Consider the following 19,485-nt stretch of genomic DNA (forward strand, 5'->3'; position numbering starts at 1 on the left):
TCGCTTGATATCAAACTTTTTTAAATTTGGAATTTTGAATTATTTAATCCCAAAATCCCAAATTTAAAATCTAAAATCAAAAATTGGGTGATTTAGACGTACAACTAACAACTCAATATTCAGGACTTGGATTTTAGGAATTTTCATACCCAACAATCACTTCCGAGAGGATAACTAAATGAATGCTACTCGTTGTGTAATTCCGGTTATCAAATCTACCAAAGATTACCAAGTATATCGCATCAGTCCCAACGACTCTAATCGATTAGCAATTATCTTCGATTCGACAAATGCTAATACTTCCTTGACCTGCTGCATTGAAATTTTTGATGTTGGTGGACAAACACCGCCAAATCGCCATCAGTGGGCGGTAGAAATGTTTTTCGTCCTCAAAGGCGAAGCGATCGCCATGTGTGACGGCAAGACTACCACGCTCAAAGCTGGAGATAGTTTATTGGTGCCTCCCACTGGGACTCATTTGATTAAAAATACTGGTTCTACTCGCTTGTACACGTTGACTGTTATGGTTCCCAATGAAAACTTTTCGGAATTGATTCGCAGTGGTATTCCGACGGAGTTAGATGCAGAAGATATGGCAGTACTGGGGAGATTAGATGCTTTGATGCCCTGTTAAAGATATTTGAAACCTCACTTCTAAATCTATCTCTTACAAGGCTACGGTGTACACACAAGTTTTACCGTAGCCAATGACTGTGGGAATCATAACTAATTATCCAGACTTGATATTATCTATGAAATTCTTCAATCTGACAACAAATGTCACACACCTGTTGTATGGCATCTGTAGAATCTTGATTTAAGTCATTTGTTGCCACATATTCCGTTTTGCCGATAGAGACAGTCACTCCCTTCGGGGAAGTTAAAAGTCAAATAGCCAACGAAGCGCACTATCTAGTCCGCAACAACTGCACGAAAGTATTACTCACCGTATTGTCTTTGGTGTCGGCGGCGTATTGAATCAATTCTTCCCGCAGTTCTTTGGCTGCATCTATCTCAAGTAAAGTTGCTAGCAAGAAATAAACCCCACGAAAACGCGGATCGCCCATTCTATCAACTAATAGTCCTTCGGCGGCATCGCTTTCGCCCAGAAAGTTTTGCACTAAGAAGAAATCCATGATTTTATCGTGGCGGAAGTACCATTCTTTCTTGGCTTCGGCTTTTTCACCTTCCCACTGACGGCTGACTACCATTTTGTATTTCTCGTCTGACAAAGACATGGCAACTTGGAAAAATTCGTCTGCGGGTAAGGCTTGTTTGTCTTCGAGTCGCATTTCGTAGACGGCGGCGGAAAATTTCTTTAAGGGAAATTCTTGATTCCATTCTTTTAGGTATTCTGCCGCGATTAAATTGTATTGCTGTTCTTGCAGACGAAACAAGTCAGGATGTTTGCCTTGTGATAACATCAGCGCTACCACAGTTAAATCCATTGGATTGGAAAGAGTTCGTTGGGCAGCGTTTAACTCTTCTTTGGCTTGTTGCTGTTTGAGGACTTCTGTTAAATATTTGGTGCAGGCTCTGGAGTTTTCTTAGCAGCTGTCTTGACGTAATCATAAACTGTCAAGCTGCTACCCATTGCTTCGCTACCGACTGCCATTAAGGTATCATCTACTTGTTCTGTCAGTTGTCGCAGTCCAATCAACAGTTCGGTGAGGTTAGCGGCTAGTTGATAATCCCGGATAAACTCATCTAAATCAAAGCTGGCTGGTAAAATTTCCTTGTTAGACTGGGCAGCAATCAGGCTAGTGTTGACAAAAGCTAGTCTTTTATCGCCCATCTTAAATAACTTGCGTCGTTCTTCGACACTCAGGGTAACGAGAAAAGGCATCTTTGCTTGGATAGTCGCAAAGGCTGCTTTAATTTCTTGGATATCTGCTGGAGAAAGGGAAGCGGTGATGTTTTGGTAAGCCATTGGATATTTACTTTGGTGAATCTGTTTGTTATGATTACCACTGGTAAATCCGATGTCTACGACGGGCTACGCCTACGCACATCTCAACGTCAACCTGACTTTTCACGGTATCTGGAAAACCTCTCTCTAAATCTCTCTTCTTTTAGGCTACGGTGTACACATAAGTTTGTCTAGAGCGAGTTCCCAGCCAAAAAAGGTGGATTCAAACTGCTCAAGCCCGCGAATCAAAGTAGTAATTTCGAGAGGTTTCTGAAGTGAAAAGTCAGTTTAACGAATAATTTCTTTAACAACAACAACAAAGCGTTCCATATCGGCGGGGGTAATAGCTCCCATTGTCGAGACTCGGAAAATAGATTGAGCTAAATTTCCCTGTCCAGAATAAATTATATAGTCTTGTGCTTTCAGTTGGTCGTGAAATTTCTCATAGCTGAAACCGTCTGGCAAGTAGTAGGCATTCAAGACAACGGATGAACTGCCAAGAGGAAGTAGGGGTTTAATTCCAATTGAGGCTAACCCGTCTCTAACTAAGCTGGCAAGTTGGTTGTAATGGCTGTGTCTGGCACGCCAACCCCCTGCTTGTGCCATTTCTTCCAAAGCTTCTGTTAAGGCATAAAATGTCTGTACTGATTGCGTAAAAGGTGTGCCGCCTTGGTCTTGCTGCTGGCAATAGGTTCCTAAATCTAAATATAAGGTGCGGGGGATTGTGTCTACTGAGGGCAGTGCATCCCGTCGCAGGATGACAAAGGACGTTCCGGGAACGCCATGCAGACATTTATTGGCTGTTGCAGCGCAAGCGGTGATTCCCCAATCTGCAAAATTCAGTTCCTCACCACCAAAACTGCTGACACCATCCACTAGTAATTGAATCCGGCGTTCTTGACAAATTGGCGCAAGTTCCAGCAAATTATTTAGGCGACCGGTAGTAGTTTCGTGATGGACGACAGCAAGGTGGGTGATGTCGGTGTTTTCATCCAGGAGTTTGACTAAACCGTTGATATCTATTTCGGCATTCCAAGGATGGGAAAGTGTGATGTAATCAATGCCGTGGATTTTGGCGATTTTGGATAGTCGTTCACCATATACACCGTTTTCAATTACTAGTAATTTCCCATCTTTGGGTACTAGACTACTAATCATCGCTTCCATTGCTGCGGTTCCAGAACCCGTCAGGAGAACTGCTGCCCAGCTATCGCTTCCAAGACCATAAACTTGAAGTAATTGTTCGCGGATTCTGTTTTGAAGTTGAGAAAATTCCACTTCACGATGACACAAATCGGGACGCAACAGCGCATTTCTGACGCGATCGCTCAAATTGACGGGGCCGGGATTTAGTAAAATCATTGGTCATTAGTCATTTGTCATTTGTCATTAGTCATTGGTCATTAATAAATTAAGAGTTTTTACTTTGAATTTATTAATCAGGACTTACGCACAGATAACGGAAAATCGAACCGCAGAGGACGCAGAGAAGCCAGTGCGTTGGGCGGGTTCCCCGATTTGTTCGCTTTTAGCGTTCCCGCAGGGTAGCAGCTGGCGCGACACGGAGAAATAAGAGTTTCAGAGAGTTCTTGCGTAAGTCCTATTAATTACGAATTATATAGGTCAGAACCTATATGTTTAATAAAGCGTTGCAAAACTGCTTCTGGGGTAATATTGGGTCGGGGTAGCTTTTCTAAAGTTCCGGGACGGATTTTCAGATGAGCGAATTTAGGTCTAGTGTTGGCATCTGCGGTAAATAAGGCATCTAAAAGCGCGGGATCGTCTCCAGCTAATGTAACGCCGTAACCGCACGCTTCGGCAATTTTGGCAAAGGAGATACCCGCAGAGACTGTGGCTTGTGCGCCTGTGGAATCATGGACTTCATTATCTAAGAGAATATGGATCAAGTTAGCACCGCCATAAGTGCCAATGGTAGCAAAATTACCCATTCGCATCAGTGCTGCCCCATCGCCATCAATTACCACTACCTTCAGGTCTGGACGTGCTAAGGATAGTCCCAATGCCATTGAAGAAGCGCAGCCCATCGACCCGACCATATAAAGATGATTGGCGCTGTCTTTGCTGGCGAAGAGTTCGCGTCCCGTGTATCCGGTGGTGGCAATTACTACAGTGTTTTTAGCATCGGTAAGTTCCACAATCCGAGCCAATGCTTTGCTGCGAGAAATGCGTTGTTCTTTGTGATCCCGAAAAAAGCTTTGCTGAATATCAGCGCTACTACTATTTTCTCGTTCGGGGATAGAAGAACGGGTGAGTGCATGGGGTGCAATCGCTCCTTTACGCATAATTAAAGCATAAGGACAGCGTTCTTGTTGCATATAAGCTGTGGCTCTTTGCAGAACAGGTTCTATTTCTGCTGCGTTTGTGGGAAAAAATTCCCAAGGTATAGTCATTGTTTGCAGCAATTTATCTGTGATTTGCCCCATTAATTGATGTTGTGGTTCATCTTGCAAGAGGCGATCGCCTCGCAGGGTACAAATCAGCAACAGTGGAATCCGAAAGATATAATTTAGGGACGTTAGCGGATTAACTGCATTTCCCAAACCAGAGTTTTGCATCATCACCACTCCTGGTTTACCAGCAATTGCTGCTCCCGCTGCGATCGCTACAGCATCTCCCTCATTGGCTGCGGAGATATATCTAAGTTGAGCGTCATTGATGACGTAGTTAATAAAAGGCGTGAGAAAAGAACACGGTACGCCAGTGTACCACTCAAAGCCAAGATGACGCGCAGCTTCTACAAATTCCTCTGCCTGGATCATAATTCAAAATTTACAGCAATTTTCAGGTATTTAGACGATTGAGATGGGATGAAAGATATTACTTCGGCTTCAGAACTCAAAACCTCAACCTCAGAGCTTCGTCGATGAATCTCAGGATAATCATAGGTTCGGTTGAGGAACGAAACCGAACCTACGCAGTTTAAGGTTTTTGGCTCTAACTGAACCGTATTGCATTATAGCCTTGAATTCAGTTAGCACGGCAAAAACAAGGTTTTTTGGGGATTTCCGGGTCAAGGAGCAATTTTATTTTTGTAACCCTTCGTTACCGTTTCAAACGTTGCATGATGGCTGGTGACGGGCTCGCTACTTTTGGGACTATTTTCATTAGAATCCTGATTGGTATGAATTCGCATCTGCAATAAGTTGTTTCCTGTTGCACTTAAATAAAAAAGAATTTGTAGAAATATTAAAAGTTTTTGAATTTTATTATTCCGCTGTTCCGATATTTTTTTAGTTTGATTATTCATAATAACTCCTACTGAATTCATCTTTTTACCATAATAAACAACTTGAGTTTGAAAAAGTTCAAATGAGAATTAAATCTGCTCAAAGCTAAGAAATTACTCTTTCTTAAGTAATCTTATGATTTGTTCAACATCATTAAGAGAATAGCTTAAGTGTAAATCAATAGCGTTACTTAGTTTTTCTTGGTTTAGCTCAAGTATGGCTTGAAAAATTTCCACGTGGATCGCGTTTTGTCCAATTGCCATATTAAATTTTAGTTGGGGAATCAAAATTTTGAAAAAATCCATATAATCTTGTCTATATCGTTCTACCAACCTTCTTACATATTCATCAGGATGAGCATTCATAATCCGGGTGTGAAGATACTCATCCAAAACAATCATTAATTGATTATCTTTATCCTTAGATGCTAGATTATATAAAAAATAAACCTCTTTAAGGCTAATTAAATCTTTTGCTTTTAAAGGTTCTAAAAAGTATTCTATCGCTTCCTTTTCATACTTAAATTTTACTTTTAATCGCTGACAAAATTGTCCAATAGAATACTGTGGAAAGTATTCAAGCAGAGGATTAGATAAAGTTTTGGCAAATGCCTCTCGAAGAGCTTGATTAGGAGGAGTTTCTCCCGTTTCAATTGCTACTATAGTCCTTCGACAGGTATAACACTCTTGAGCTAACCTATCTTGTGACCAAATTATATTATTTCGTGAGTTTTTCAATATGCGCCCATAGGCTAGCTTTGTTAGCTTATCTTGTATTAAACCATCCATAATTATTCTGGTTTGGTTAGAAGCTTAATTATTTTTTAGTCTATCAAAATCAAATAGTAAATTTACTGAAGCGCATGTTTTCTGCTCACTGATGGGCGAGCATTGGACATGGGGATTAGAGAATAAAGATTATTATTTGAGCTTTAAAACTCAAAACTTGAGCTTCAGAACTCGAAACTTCAACCTTACAATTCCTCATCCCCCAGTCCTCACTCCCTATCGCTTTAATTGAAAAGCAAGGTCGAGATCGTCCAAAGAATTAACATCTAACCAGTTACCGCGAATATAAAGCACCTTGATTGGTTTTCCTTGCTCGATTAAATAATTACATAATTCTGGCAAACCCAAACTGTTGAATTCCGGTTGTTTTTGTAATTCATTGAGTGCTTCACTCACCCACTGTTTACCTTGACTCCGCAGGCGCAGCATCCCAATCCAGCGTCCGTTAGATTTTCCCAATTGCGTTTGTGTTGTTTTAGAAATGTCCAACAGGTTGACATCCTGGCCAAAAAGAGAAAGATCGTCTGGAATTGAGCAATAGGCGTAGTCAGGTGAACCGCTAACAGACTTGCTGTTGGCCACAGAATCAACCACAGCCACAATTTCTCCGGGACATTCTAATAAATCCCGCAGGATGTAGCTTCTAAATAGTAAATCGCCGTAAAGTACCAGCATCTCGTCGCTGAAGTTGGTTTGAGCGCAGGCCAAGGATGCTAATTCTCCCGTTGTTTCATAATTTAGGTTGCGGATGACTTTAGTCCCCGGAACATCTATAGTTTCTGCTTTGTAACCCGCGACAACGGTAATATCATTGATGGAAAGTTTTTTGAATTTGTCCACCAACAACCTGAGTAGAGGTTTACCTCCAAGGGGTAACATTACTTTCGGTTTATCTTGCGTCAACCCTGCTAATTCTTGGCCTCTGCTAGCAGCCAAAACGATCGCTTGGGTATCGTGGCGTCCATTGTTAAAGTAGCGTTTTTCAGCTTCTATGAGTTCATCCGCCCCCTGTAGCCGGAAAATTTCCTTCACAGGCGCAATTTCATCTTCAATGTTGATTAAAGTTTCGCTGGCTTTCACTTCACGAGCGATCGCTTGCATACTAGCAACAGCAGCTCGAATCAGATGATTTGCCCAGATGACTAAATTAACTTCAGCTTTGCGAAAGACATCGGTGGCAGTGCTGTAATATTTAGTCGGTATAATCACTAACGGGGAACGACCCGCCCACTCTTTGGCAAAGGCTAGCACTTGGTCAGGACGCGATGATTTACTGTGAATCAGGATGGCGTTGGCTCCGGCTGCATGGTAAGCTTCAGCTCGGCGCATTGCCTCTGAAAGATCCCACCCGGCTATCAAAGCTTCCAGTCGGGCGACGATGCAAAAATCTGGATCTGTCTGACTATCCTTGCCTGCCTTAATTTTGCCGCAGAATTCATCAATATCAGCCAAAGCTTGGCGACTCCCATTGATGAAACTGTTGGTTTTGGGAAAAAGCTTATCTTCAATACAGACTCCAGCGATACCTCGCTGTTCTAACTTTTTAACCAGGCGACGCATATTATTAAAGTTGCCATAACCAGTATCTCCGTCTAATAAAATGGGGATACTGGTGACATCAGACATGAACTCCAGCATTTCCACAACTTGAGTCCAACTGGCTTCATTATTATCTCGAACGCCATATTGAGCAGAGAGGGCGAGTCCACTGCCCCAAATTCCTTTAAATGCAGCCTCTTCTACAATGCGGGCGCTAATCCCATTGTGAGCTTCCATGATGAAGTCGAGTTGAGGCGATTCTAGTAATACCCGCAGTTGGGCACACTTACTTAAGTTTGCAGCGGTGACAATGGGTGCAAATATTTGATGCATCTATTCTGCTTTTCTCAACCTAATATAATATAGTGGTTCTCAATTGGAACACAGACCTAACCCCCAGCCCCTTCCCTGCAAGGGAAGGGAGTAAGATTCAAAGCCTTTCTCCTTTTAGGAGAGAGGTTACAAGAGAGGTCAGACTGTAATACATCCAAACGATAACCCCTGTAAATGAAGATATTTTCAGACATTTTCTGCGACTTCTATCTGAGGTAAAATATCGTTTTGGGCACGTTGAATATCTTGGGGAAAATCGATTTCGAGCCAAGGTAATCCAGTGATATCTTCGTAGCCAAATGTTTCGGGAGTTTCTAACAGTAGATCCCGAATGGCTTCTTCATAAGGTTCATTATCCAGTCCGTCTGCAACATACTTTTCTGTGCGAGTAGCAAGACGGTGAGCAACAGGACTTTCAAAGCGAAAGAATCCCACCGACTCACTGACAAAATCATAAGCCAAACCAGGAGCTACTTGTTTGCGAAACTCCACTAGATAATTATCTCTAACACAAAGCTTTACAGGTTCATCTCCCGGTTCAAAATCCCGATCTAGTAAAAAGCTGTTGGCGATATTTGTCTTTACCAGTCGTTCGATGATGCGGCGATCGCACAACACATCTGCATCCATCAATAATATGTCATCGCCAGCAACTAAATGCTGACGTACAGTCCAAAGGCTGATCACACTGCCTTTGGTGTAATCAGGATTATAAACTGTACTGACCCAATTTTCGGCTCCCAATGCTTTGATTTCCTCCTGAATTCTTTGTGCTTGATAACCCACAGCAATCACTACTTCATCAATTTGGTAATAACAGAGATTGTTCAAATGGCGCTCTAATAAAGATTTGCCGTTAAATTTCAGTAAGCATTTGGGTTGGATTTCCCCATCTTTACCTAAGCGTCGTCCAACGCCAGCAGCTAATATAATTGCTTTCATCGTCAAGTCACCAACACTAGCTTAGACACCAGGAAATCTGGAAATTTTCCCAGTATTTTATAATGACTGTTTTTTGCTCAAGACAATATTTGTTAATCAATTCTTAACATGGAGGAGGCAGGAGGGATGCAATCTGGTGGTGCTAAGAGCGAAACACTTGGCGAAAACCAAAATAGGCGATGTCTACGACGGGCTACGCCTACACATCTTTCATATTCGAGACAAAACGTTTTAGCATACCCATACGCGTGTCGGTGACGTACTCCAAAGTCAAGACAATGCGCTGTTCATTTTCAACCAAAGGAGTAACTCTGTGGTAAAGTTTGTCACCATTGAATAACAATACTGCTATGCGCCCCTATTAGTCAAAACCTTAATTGATAATTCATAATTTTTGTCTTCTTGTACTAATAACTTTCCATCTTTAGTTAGCTTCAGATGTTGCCCCCGCCACTCTATAGTGTTACCAATAAAACCAAAACACCAAATAACAAAGCTTAACAAGTCGCATCCAGGAACCAGCCACAGAAACTTTTTGACTATTGGATCTTTAAAACTGATAGTACCAATAACCCAAGCCATCACCAATCTTGTTACCCAACAAATACATAGTCCTAGCCATCCTAGTATTGAACCATTCGTGGCAATCAGCAGCAGCAAGCTGGTGACGACACCATAGGTAAAAATTAGTCCTAGATAACCCCAAGGACGAGAAACTCGTTTACAAAACGCCCAACGAATCTGGCGATTGATGAGATCAATTAAGGTGTTGCTTTTATGTAGATGTTCAACTATGTAATCGGAAAGCACAACTTTGTAACCTGCTTGGACAGGTAGATAGCCAAGTTGGAAATCATCTGCTAGGTAATCTGCAATTGCTTCAAATCCACCGATGGCTTCTAATACTTTTTTAGGGATGGCAATGGTGCAACCAAAGGCGTATTTTATACCATTTTCCTGGATGTTGCTGACTAACACCCCTGCATGAAACTCAGTAGTAGTAATAATAGCCTCTAATATTGATATCCATCCTTGAGTTAAGGATCGATACATACAGGTAACTACACCCACGTTTTCGTCTTGTAACGGCTGGATAACTCTTTGTAAATAGTCTGTTCCAACTCGGATGTCACTATCAGCAAGGACTAGAATTTCGTATTTAGCTTTGGCTGCGGCATTAGCCAAATTGCTAACTTTCAGATTTGTGCCGATGATGCGATCGCTTACAATCAGCAAAATATCCAAATCTGAAAAATTGTGGATGATTTTCTCTACAACCTCTATGCAAGGGTCTTGATAATTTCGTACTGCAAAGATGATTTGATATTTTGGATAGTCCTGCTGACAAAATGAGGCTAGGTTTTCATAAGCATTACTATCAAGTCCACAAATAGGTTTGAGGATACTAACAGGTGGATGAAACTCTCGATCGATTGGCTGGGGAGCAGCAAAAAAAGTTATTGCAGCATAAATTGCATAGCAATAAAACAAAACAGATGATATGCACAAAATTAGGAAAAAATTACTAGCAATCGCGTGAAGATTTGTTAAGAAGGTAGATGCAAACATAGCCATTGATTACCAGGCAATTAGTATTAGCATTTTCTAGATTCACTGCCGAGAAGTTTAGGATTTTTGTATGTACGTTAAATGAGATTTGGATGACAAAGCTATTACTTTGAATTATGAAAATCAAATTTAAGTAGTACGTTGGGATAGGAAATGATGGTTAGTAATTTCAAAGCCGTTACTCAGGAGCGCTTCGCGTACCTGACGACTTAACAATCCAGCAAGTTCTGCTTCACCTGTCCCTAGTTCTCCATTCAAAGGATTGTCATGAATTGCGTTGGCGTTCGCGCAGCATCTCGTAGAGAAGCCCGCCGTAGGCATCGCTGGATGAGAGTAAATCTCCACCAAGTTTGCCTGAATTTGGGGTATCAACCCAAGTAAATATTCTTCTGTAATACCACCAGTTTGCAATAAGCCGTAAACTTTTTGGGTAAAGTTAATGCCTTGGGACTCTAGCAGCTTCTCACCATAGTGGCGTAGTCTGCCAAATACTCCTGACCAAACTAGCTTTGTCAGTAGATGACTGCGATTAACTCTTAAGGTCATTCTCAGTTCCTCACTGGGAAGACGAATTACTTTAATATCAAATTCTGCTGCCAGGTCAACTAAAATACGCAAGACTACTGGATGTATATGCAAATGCAAATGTCCATCCAGATGAGAAAGAGGTAAACCAGTAGAACGGTATTTTTCCAATTGAGCGCGAATTTCTTGCCGCAGTTCTTGATGGGTTTCTTTGACAAATTGATAGCGTAACCCGGCGAATAATGGACTGTTGGAAAAGTTACCTTGTTTGTCAACTAAATGGGGAATTTGCTCTGGCGGTAGAACAGGTCGTCCACAGACCAACACAAGATGTAGTCCAACAGCCAGGTTTGGATTGGCCTTTGCGAAAGTGACAGCCTCTTTTGCAGCGTCAGCGCTCACCATCAGGCTGGTACTAGTTAGCACTCCTTCTTTGTGTGCTTTGATAATTGCTTGATTAACTCCTTTAGAGAAACCAAAGTCATCACCATTGATGATGGCGAATCGCTGTGCTTGCATAAGTTTTGGATTTTTAAGGTTCCGATAATTGAACTATTGAATTAGACTGACGCCGAGGTATAAGCCTAAAAGTTGCTAAGGCAGTTTTAGCTAGGTTCGGTATTAGCTGCGGTTGGAGTAATTCTTTATCAAAGACACCAAACCGTTGAGTGTTTTCTTGCAAGCAAGTAGATAACAATAACTCTGGGGTTAAATTATCTCACAGTATGATTGCGAGCGCAATCACAGGAAATTATTTTTGTTCATTTACTTATTTGGCTGGGTTATCGTCAATTCCTCTACAAAAACAACTAACAACTAACCAACAACTACTGATTCTGCTTTTGCTGTTGCTTGGGTGCGACGGTCTTTTAAGTATGAGAAAAATTCCCGCCCTTCACGCAAGCGGCGCACTAACATTTGGGGATCGGTGAGCATTTCACCTACAATTGGGATAATCGCTCTGGGACGGAAGTAGAACTTACGATACATTTTCTCAACTGCATCCTCAATCTCAGCACTGGAGAGATTTGGATATTGCAGTGTGGACATTTGAATTCCTGAACTAGCAACTAAAAAACTGCTGCTAAACCAATTATTTTCTTGTGCTTGACGATAAAGTTCTGTTCCAGGATACGGAGCTGCAATGGAAACTTGAATTGTATGAGGACTAATATCACAAGCAAACCGGACTGTTTCTTCAATTGTTTGTGGGGTTTCGTCGGGTAAACCAATGATAAATGTGCCGTGTACGGTAATGCCAAGTTTATGACAATTTTCCATAAACTTTCGCGCTACTTCCAGCTTGATGCCTTTCTTAATCCCATCCAAAATCTGTTGATTGCCAGATTCAAATCCGACTAAGAGTAAGCGTAAGCCATTATCGCGTAGTTGTTTGAGGGTGTCATAATCTAGATTGGCACGGGCGTTGCAACTCCAAGTTAGTTTGAGTCGTCGCAGATGTTCGCTAATTGCGATCGCTCGCTGTTTGTCTATAGTAAAGGTGTCGTCATCAAACATATATTCTCGCACCTTGTCGCCGAAGATCGCTTTGGCTTCTTTCATCTCGCGCCCAACAGCTTCCGGGCTTTTTGTACGGTATAAGTGTCCACCAATTGTTTGCGGCCAAAGGCAGAAGCTACATTTTGCTGGACAGCCCCGCCCAGTGTAAAAGGAAATGTATGGATGCAATAAGTAGCCAATAAAGTATTTGGTAATATCCAAATCGCGGTCATAAATCGGCAATACGCTGGGCATAGAATCCCAATCGTGAATCAAGGGGCGGTCTTCATTATGACGTATATTACCCTGGCGATCACGGTAGCTTAGACCTGTGATTTCTTCCCAAGATTTACCTTCGGCTATTTCTTTACAGGTATAGTCAAATTCATGACGACACACAAAGTCAATGATAGGGTTTTCAACCAGCGTCTGCTCTGGTAATACTGCGACGTGCGCTCCAATCAAGCCAATTTTGACATCAGGGTTTTGAGCTTTGATTGTCTCGGCGCACTTCACATCATTAGTTAACGAAGGCGTGCTGGTGTGCATGATAATTAGCTCGTAATCTTGAGCAATTTCGATGACATCTTCTACTGTTTGATCGTGTGGTGGTGCATCCACAAGCTTGCTACCAGGCACAAGGGCTGCGGGTTGCGCCAGCCATGTAGGATACCAGAAGGAAGTAATCTCACGCTTGGCTTGATATCGGGAACCTGCACCACCATCAAACCCATCGAAGGAAGGAGGACTGAGAAACAAAGTTTTTTTCACAGGTAGATTTCCTTGTATATAGTTTGCAGGTTTCAGCTAACACTTTTTTAGAATAAAACCTAAAGGGCAGCAAATGCGATCGCAGTCCTAAATCATTCATTAAATTTTTTATTTCTCTCTCTTTAATGAAAAATATTTTTTAATTGAACTGCTCCAGACACAGAGAACACAGAGATATAATAAATAGAGATTTTCCTCCTGCCCCCCTACCCTGACAGGTATAGGTTTTTTACATAGGTGTGAGTATTCATTAGCATTTCTGTGAAAATAGAGTATGAAACTAGGGTGCATACAGAACTAAAAATGCTGAAAAATAGGCATCTCAGAGATTGTTTACTCACCCTAATTGCTAACCTACTCAACAATATTCCAATTTCTCTTCATCGCTGGAGTTCTTTTTCTACTACCCCTGTTGATGAATTTTACTGCCATAACTCCTCCTAGTTGTAAAAAACCTACACCTGTCAGAAGGGGCAGGAGGAATCTAAGATGGTGGTGCTAAGAGCGAAACACTTGGCGAAAACCAAAATAGGCGATCGCATCTTTCATATTCGAGACAATACGTTTTAGCATACCCATGCGGGTATCGGTGACGTACTCCAAAGTTAAGACAATGCGCTGTTCATTTTCACCCAAAGGAGTAACTCTGTGATAGAGTTTGTCACCATTGAATAACATTAGAGTACCAGGAGTTAAGGAGAGCGATCGCGTTTGGGTTTCCCGTTCAGGAATATCCTTGTAGAGTTGATATTCCAGCTTACTGGATGAATTATCAACCAAACCAAGCAACACAGTATAGCGTTTCCCGCGATAGTAAGAGGTATCGTAATGATACTGGATATGGTCTCCAGGCTCAGTGTAGTAGTACAGCGCGTAAGTATGGGGATCAGCAACAGGACACGGAAGGAGTTTTTCTGCCGTAATTTTGTTGAGGAACTCGAAAAAGGCACTGAGTTGATAAAACTCTCCGAAAATCGGAGCAAGGCTGTCTAAGCTATAGCGGCTGATACTACCGCCCTTTTTATGATTGGGAATATAATTGCGGTTTATAGCAGGTTGCAAAGATGGCAATAGCGCCAAGAACTGCTCGATGATGGAGTTAGGGAGAAAGTTCTCCACCACCAACAATTCATTCTGAGCTTGAAACTCAGCTTGAAGTTTTTGGTAATCAACATCTGCTATAGCTTTAGAAATTTCAGTTTGGATCTCCATTGATAATTTGATACTAATACAGGATTGCAAAAGTAAACATACCATTCTTTAAAGATATACAGGGGTTCTCAGTCCTGCATTTTAGCTATCAAAGTCCTTACTACGAACTTGCTTACCCATCAATTAAAACTTGACAGACTACTACCTTGCTAGTACGAGCAATAATTTTAGATATTAGGATCAGCTAGATTCACAATCATACTTTGTATGGTAGTTAAGTAAGTCGGCACAATAAAACCAAACTGTGTAAATAAAAGTAAACAAGGCTCAAACCCTTTTTACCCGGCTTATTCCCCCCAGCAAGAACTGCCTTATCCCAACGATAATTATTTACGCCGTTATGCACGCACTTTCAGATTTCATCGACTGCGATTTTGCTATCAGCAACTCATCTTTTAGTTATTGGTACGAAGGGCGTTGTCCTGAAAGTGGCGATCGCCTAAGATTACCCCGCACTTCAATGTCGGAAGCGATCGCCCACGGACTAATGCAACATATTGCCAACAATGACTGTTATTCTTCTGAAGGCAAAATGTATGGGATACTATTGGTTGAACTCCCCACTGGCGAACAACGGGTACTTAAAGCCTTCTCCGGTCTTTTGAATGGTTGCAGTATGGTTGAGGGTTGGGTGCCGCCAATTTCAGGAAGAGAGGAAGTTGCTTTAGAGTCAGCCCGCACTTTAGCACAATTAAACGCAATTAAGCAAGAACTCCTTACCTTGAAGCAACTGACCGAACGCCAGCAGTATGAAACCCTGTTTGATCAGTTTGAGCAGCAGTTGCAAACAATGAGCGATCGCCATCGCCATTGCAAACATCAACGACAAGAAAAACGTCAGCAAATCTGCAATACACTCACTCCAGAAGCACTCACTATTGCCCTTGAACAACTCGACGAAGAAAGTCGTCAGCAGGGAATTGAGCGACGACAACTTAAACGCCAGCAAAATGCAGTCTTACAGCCCCTCCAGCAGTTAATTGCAGCAACGGATGCGCGAATTAGCAAACTCAAACAACAGCGTAAAGCACTGTCGCGTCAACTCCAAGCTCAGATGCACGCCAGCTACAGCTTGACCAATTTTTCCGGGCGATCGCAATCATTAGAGCAATTGATCTCAGGAGGCTTCCCCACTGGCACAGGAGAGTGTTGTGCCCCAAAGTTGCTCCATTATGCAGCAACACATAATTTAAAACCACTGGCAATGGCGGAATTTTGGTGGGGTACGTCTTCTGTAAATCAGGATAAAATCCAGGGAGAATTTTATGGAGCATGTGCCGAGCGATGTCAGCCATTAATGGGGTTTTTGCTCTCAGGCTTGAAACCGATTTCAATCCCAAACAAGCATGTATACACAATTAGTTACCCTACCAAAGGAGAGATCCCGATTATTTATGAAGACGAATGGCTGATTGCTGTAAACAAACCTGCTGGGTTACTTTCGGTGCCTGGTCGTTATCGCGATCGCCAAGATAGTGTTTTGAGTCGCTTACGTCATCTGTTAGCTGATGGGATGATGCTTGCATCTGTGCATCGCCTAGATCAGGAAACATCTGGTATTCTGTTGTTGGCACGCGATCGCCAAACCCATCGGCAACTCAGCCAGCAGTTTCAGCAACGCCAAGTTCACAAGGTTTATGAAGCGATACTTTCCGGTACTGTGACAGTTGAACAAGGTGTGATTGACTTGCCATTGTGGGGAGATCCTGAAAATCGCCCTAATCAAAAAGTTGATTGGCAGCACGGTAAACCCAGCTTGACACATTTCCAGGTAATGGACAGACAAGGAGACTACACCCGCGTAGAATTTACGCCGCTAACCGGACGCACTCATCAGTTGAGGGTTCATGCAGCTGATGTGCGAGGACTTGGCGTAACTATTTTAGGCGATCGCCTTTATGGATGCTATGCAGTTACCAGTCGCTTACATCTGCACGCTATGGAACTTCGTTTCGAGCATCCGCAGTTAGAAAAAACCCTGCATTTACAAACAATTACGCCGTTTTGATAATATTAAAATAACGAGTAGCCGCTCTAGTATATAGCAATACCTTTGCCAACAATAGAGTTAGTCTAGCTTTTGCCAAAATAGCCCAACACAAGAGTGTGCAATACAAAGCAAGGCAAAACGTCAAACCCCAGTCCAAATGGACACAACACTATAAATTTCTTCGACACTCAAATGGACTTTTTATGTAGAAATATTTAGACTAAATCGCTTCACTTTAGTATTGTCGTAAAGTCTATATGTAATTACTCTTAGGTTTTGCGAAATCCAGGTCTGAGCATTGGTACCAATAGCTTGTTAGTTTTCATACTTAGTAGCATAGACAGGCTAAAAATCCAAATATGGGATTTGTGATTTTCAGCGTGTCTTAGTCAATCTTGAATAAGGCTGAAAAACGTAATGCGAAGACTTAAACTTCTGAGTGTTTTGTTGATAGTGGGTTTATCACTTAGCCTCTCAGTGTTCATTTCTTTTGTTTTTCCACACAAAGTTTTGGGTCAGTTTCGTACCAACATTCCCAACGATGCCACGTTACTTGCACAGCGACGAGCCGAAGTTAGTTCGGGCTTCGTGGTAGCACCTCCGAATAAACCTCTTCGTCCAGCAGAGCGTCTCCGTCGCGATACCTATGGTAATGTGGGACTTGCTCCCCTGAGGACGGCACCTCAGTTAGATCGATTGCTCTATCCTTCTGTTTCGCAATCAGCTCGCCAGAAAGTGGTAGAAGGGTCGTGGTTTTTTACCACCCCAGAGACCGTTAGGACTGGCGCAGGGGCCATGGCTAACCAAACCCGATGTGCGGGCTGTCATCTGAATAACCTTGAGTCGGTTCCGGATGTGGGGTTGCTCACGGGTATCTCTAACGTCAGTCGAGCTGGACGGTCAACTCCCACCAACTTCAGTTTTACGTCGGGTGATACCAAGAATGGTGGTAGACCGGCTGGTGTTCGCTTAGATCCAGTCGATTCAAACGGTTCTGTTGACTTGAATATCGTTAGTAAGGCCGACCCAGCCTTAAATGCGGTCAATAATACCGGGCGAACCGCAGCTTTTACGATCTTCGGGGACTTTTCAGCGTCGGCTGAAGCAGTCGATCCGACGAAATCTTACGATCCTTTGGATGGTACTAAAAATCCCATCACAGGTAATGCACAGAATTTCGGTGGTTTTGTGCAGCATACACGCCCTCAGATTGCTGAACTTAAAGCTTTCGATCGCAGTATAGATTGCAAACCAGATGCAATCCCAAGCATCGCTCAAGATCGAAACCTCGGCACAATTAATCCAACTACTGGCCTGAGTTCAAGTGGATTTAGACGTGGTGTCGCTGAACGCGCTGGCCCCCCCTATATCGGTCGTGGGCTGATGGAGGCTGTTCCAAACCAGGATATTACCAACGCTCCTGATCCCTCTGACATTCGAGGCGGTAAATCGTCTTTAAAAACTGCTGTATTTCAATGCACCGGTGATTGTGTCACAGGTAAGGTGAATATGATTCCTGCCAATGCGCCACCTGACCAACCCAACGCCCTAGCCTCTGGGGTAGGGCGTTTTGGCTTACGTGCCAATGGCGCGGAGATACTACAGTTTGTCATTGGGGGCTTGCAAGGTGAGCTTGGCATTACTAGCTTGGCTAACAATAATGAGATCAAAATTGCTGATCCCAAAATTGCTCCCTACAATAAGAACTGCAAAAATCCAATAGCTGACCCTGAGTTTCACCTCAGTACGCCATTTAGTGAGCGCAATTTCTTACGCCTGACGGCTCCCCCAGAATTTGGCCCTAATCTCCTGGCGGTGCTAAATTCCAAAAATCCATCTCAACCTCGTTCTGGCTACAGTGGTGCAGCCAGTGTTCAGCGCGGAGCGCAGCTTTTTGGTATTGATCTCACTGCCTTTGCCAACCGGATGATCCCCGGTCGTATGCCTAGCGGAGGCGATGGTCGTGATCCCAATGCCATTAACCAGAGCGATCGGATGGTAAGTTGTGTGAGCTGCCATATTCCGGTTCAAAGAACTGGTCGGTCGCCAGCAGCAGGCGATCCATCCTTGGGTACTGATGCAGCATCCGTTGTAAACATTCTCAGTTACCGTTGGGCACCAATTTTCTCGGATCTGATTCTGCATAAAGGCCCGATCATTGATGCTGAACGGTTTGCACCAACTCCGCGTGATCCAATCCTTATGAGCCGATCCACGGTTGTTCGTAGTAACCAATTGAACTTCAAGACTTATGATCTGCCCCGTAACCTAACTGATGATATCTTCTCAAACCAGAAAGCAACTGCTAAGGGTGAAGAGTTCCGTACACCGCCTCTGATGGGGATTGGTAAGGTTGGCCCTCCATTCTTGCATGATGGTAGCGTCTACTTGAGTACCCTCACCCGTGACACAACGCCTGCGGGTACTGTGTTTACCAATAGGGAAGTGACCAATGCTCCGTTGGTTGTTCGTTCAGTAGACGATGCGCTTCAAGCAGCGATTGAGCTACATGACCTACCTGCACCCGATGACTATAAGACCTCTAAGCTGCCGGGTGGAGGATGCCCTGTTCCTCCGGGTGGCAAAGTCTTTAATAAAATCGGCAATGTTATCAATTATGGATCATCGCCTGAAGATGTCATTTGCCCGCCTTATACCAGTGCTATTTCAAAAACTCATCGAAGTGAAGCACGCGAAGTTATCGGTCGTTTCCGTTATCTGACACCTTATGATCAACAAGCGATGATTGATTTCTTGAAGGAGCTGTAGTGGCTCTCCAATATCTCTAATATCGATTGTTTGCGAATTTTACTACGGGGACGTTCTTAAGAACGTCCCTTTTTTTGATGCAGGTAATCTTACGAGCAGGATGATCATGTCATATTCGCGTTGCTGCCATCCAGAACTATGACAATCGACTTGCTTTTTAAATTTGGATGTGATAATTTCTGCTTGTGGTCTATTCTACGGTTAATTGACTGATTTACCGTATATATAGGAACCAATATCACAGCTAAGAGACTTCCGAATAAAAAATATCCAATTACTGATTGTGAGACCACCCCATAAGATTAGATGATTTATTCCTTGAAAAATCTTAATTAGCGGTAAAGACGAGAGTGCTGGAGTTGACCTCTAGACTCTCCTTCTGATCTTTTC

15 protein-coding genes and 1 pseudogene are annotated in these 19,485 nt (G+C 42.8%); 4 read left to right on the forward strand and 12 right to left on the reverse strand.

Going from position 1 to position 19,485, the window contains the following annotated elements; translation table 11 throughout:
• Positions 1–178: 178 nt before the first annotated feature.
• Positions 179–634, forward strand: a complete 456-nt coding sequence (locus V7K85_RS35825) for a cupin domain-containing protein (RefSeq protein ID WP_334821394.1) — start codon at positions 179–181, stop codon at positions 632–634.
• A gap of 274 nt (positions 635–908) precedes the next feature.
• Here the strand turns inward: V7K85_RS35825 and V7K85_RS35830 are convergent.
• Positions 909–1,538: pseudogene (locus V7K85_RS35830) on the reverse strand (HEAT repeat domain-containing protein); the annotation flags it as partial.
• Positions 1,517–1,930: a hypothetical protein gene (locus tag V7K85_RS35835; protein WP_334821396.1), complete on the reverse strand. Its 414-nt coding sequence runs from the start codon at positions 1,928–1,930 to the stop codon at positions 1,517–1,519. The pseudogene V7K85_RS35830 and the gene V7K85_RS35835, both read right to left, overlap by 22 nt.
• Positions 1,931–1,942: 12 nt before the next feature.
• Between V7K85_RS35835 and V7K85_RS35840 the strand changes: the two genes are divergently transcribed.
• Complete coding sequence (locus V7K85_RS35840) at positions 1,943–2,104, forward strand: hypothetical protein (RefSeq protein ID WP_334821399.1); 162 nt, start codon at positions 1,943–1,945, stop codon at positions 2,102–2,104.
• Between the two features lie 93 nt (positions 2,105–2,197).
• On the opposite strand, the gene V7K85_RS35845 is transcribed toward V7K85_RS35840, so the two are convergent.
• The 10 genes from V7K85_RS35845 to V7K85_RS35890 all read right to left on the reverse strand — a co-directional run bounded on the left by V7K85_RS35845 (position 2,198) and on the right by V7K85_RS35890 (position 14,336).
• Positions 2,198–3,271, reverse strand: a complete 1,074-nt coding sequence (locus V7K85_RS35845; RefSeq protein ID WP_334821401.1) for a 2-aminoethylphosphonate aminotransferase — start codon at positions 3,269–3,271, stop codon at positions 2,198–2,200.
• Between the two features lie 245 nt (positions 3,272–3,516).
• Positions 3,517–4,689 carry a phosphonopyruvate decarboxylase gene (aepY, locus tag V7K85_RS35850; protein ID WP_334821403.1) on the reverse strand — a complete coding sequence of 391 codons (1,173 nt, stop codon included), beginning with the start codon at positions 4,687–4,689 and terminating at the stop codon, positions 3,517–3,519.
• A gap of 251 nt (positions 4,690–4,940) precedes the next feature.
• The gene (locus V7K85_RS35855) at positions 4,941–5,177 is read right to left on the reverse strand and encodes a hypothetical protein (RefSeq protein WP_334821405.1); all 237 of its coding nucleotides are present in this window, start codon (positions 5,175–5,177) and stop codon (positions 4,941–4,943) included.
• Positions 5,178–5,270: 93 nt separating this feature from the next.
• On the reverse strand, positions 5,271–5,945 hold the full coding sequence (locus V7K85_RS35860; RefSeq protein ID WP_334821407.1) for a helix-turn-helix transcriptional regulator: 675 nt from the start codon (positions 5,943–5,945) through the stop codon (positions 5,271–5,273).
• Between the two features lie 216 nt (positions 5,946–6,161).
• Entirely contained in the window at positions 6,162–7,817 is a 1,656-nt protein-coding gene (gene aepX / locus V7K85_RS35865) for a phosphoenolpyruvate mutase (RefSeq protein ID WP_334821410.1), read from the reverse strand.
• 186 nt (positions 7,818–8,003) lie between these two features.
• Positions 8,004–8,759, reverse strand: coding sequence for a phosphocholine cytidylyltransferase family protein (locus tag V7K85_RS35870; RefSeq protein ID WP_334821412.1), 756 nt, complete (start codon positions 8,757–8,759; stop codon positions 8,004–8,006).
• Between the two features lie 348 nt (positions 8,760–9,107).
• A complete protein-coding gene (gene hpnI / locus V7K85_RS35875) occupies positions 9,108–10,328 on the reverse strand; it encodes a bacteriohopanetetrol glucosamine biosynthesis glycosyltransferase HpnI (RefSeq protein WP_334821456.1) in 1,221 nt (406 codons plus the stop codon).
• 129 nt (positions 10,329–10,457) lie between these two features.
• On the reverse strand, positions 10,458–11,372 hold the full coding sequence (gene hpnK, locus V7K85_RS35880) for a hopanoid biosynthesis-associated protein HpnK (protein WP_334821414.1): 915 nt from the start codon (positions 11,370–11,372) through the stop codon (positions 10,458–10,460).
• Positions 11,373–11,669: 297 nt separating this feature from the next.
• Entirely contained in the window at positions 11,670–13,124 is a 1,455-nt protein-coding gene (gene hpnJ / locus V7K85_RS35885) for a hopanoid biosynthesis associated radical SAM protein HpnJ (RefSeq protein ID WP_334821416.1), read from the reverse strand.
• Positions 13,125–13,622: 498 nt separating this feature from the next.
• On the reverse strand, positions 13,623–14,336 hold the full coding sequence (locus V7K85_RS35890; protein WP_334821418.1) for a 2OG-Fe(II) oxygenase: 714 nt from the start codon (positions 14,334–14,336) through the stop codon (positions 13,623–13,625).
• A 340-nt stretch (positions 14,337–14,676) separates the two neighbouring features.
• Here V7K85_RS35890 and V7K85_RS35895 point away from each other — a divergent pair, with 340 nt between their 5' ends.
• Entirely contained in the window at positions 14,677–16,344 is a 1,668-nt protein-coding gene (locus tag V7K85_RS35895) for an RluA family pseudouridine synthase (RefSeq protein WP_334821420.1), read from the forward strand.
• Positions 16,345–16,836: 492 nt separating this feature from the next.
• Entirely contained in the window at positions 16,837–19,095 is a 2,259-nt protein-coding gene (locus V7K85_RS35900; RefSeq protein WP_334821422.1) for a di-heme oxidoredictase family protein, read from the forward strand.
• Positions 19,096–19,485 lie beyond the last annotated feature (390 nt).

This window comes from Nostoc sp., from assembly GCF_036917615.1.
GTDB lineage: Bacteria > Cyanobacteriota > Cyanobacteriia > Cyanobacteriales > Nostocaceae > Nostoc.

Bases quoted from the DNA above. Each gene is read 5' to 3' on its own strand.
- V7K85_RS35845 (WP_334821401.1), bottom strand. From the start codon at position 3,271: ATGATTTTACTAAATCCCGGCCCCGTCAATTTGAGCGATCGCGTCAGA.
- hpnK (WP_334821414.1), bottom strand. From the start codon at position 11,372: ATGCAAGCACAGCGATTCGCCATCATCAATGGTGATGACTTTGGTTTC.
- V7K85_RS35855 (WP_334821405.1), bottom strand. From the start codon at position 5,177: ATGAATAATCAAACTAAAAAAATATCGGAACAGCGGAATAATAAAATT.
- V7K85_RS35835 (WP_334821396.1), bottom strand. From the start codon at position 1,930: ATGGCTTACCAAAACATCACCGCTTCCCTTTCTCCAGCAGATATCCAA.
- aepY (WP_334821403.1), bottom strand. From the start codon at position 4,689: ATGATCCAGGCAGAGGAATTTGTAGAAGCTGCGCGTCATCTTGGCTTT.
- V7K85_RS35890 (WP_334821418.1), bottom strand. From the start codon at position 14,336: ATGGAGATCCAAACTGAAATTTCTAAAGCTATAGCAGATGTTGATTAC.
- V7K85_RS35895 (WP_334821420.1), top strand. From the start codon at position 14,677: ATGCACGCACTTTCAGATTTCATCGACTGCGATTTTGCTATCAGCAAC.
- hpnI (WP_334821456.1), bottom strand. From the start codon at position 10,328: ATGTTTGCATCTACCTTCTTAACAAATCTTCACGCGATTGCTAGTAAT.
- V7K85_RS35825 (WP_334821394.1), top strand. From the start codon at position 179: ATGAATGCTACTCGTTGTGTAATTCCGGTTATCAAATCTACCAAAGAT.
- V7K85_RS35870 (WP_334821412.1), bottom strand. From the start codon at position 8,759: ATGAAAGCAATTATATTAGCTGCTGGCGTTGGACGACGCTTAGGTAAA.
- aepX (WP_334821410.1), bottom strand. From the start codon at position 7,817: ATGCATCAAATATTTGCACCCATTGTCACCGCTGCAAACTTAAGTAAG.
- V7K85_RS35860 (WP_334821407.1), bottom strand. From the start codon at position 5,945: ATGGATGGTTTAATACAAGATAAGCTAACAAAGCTAGCCTATGGGCGC.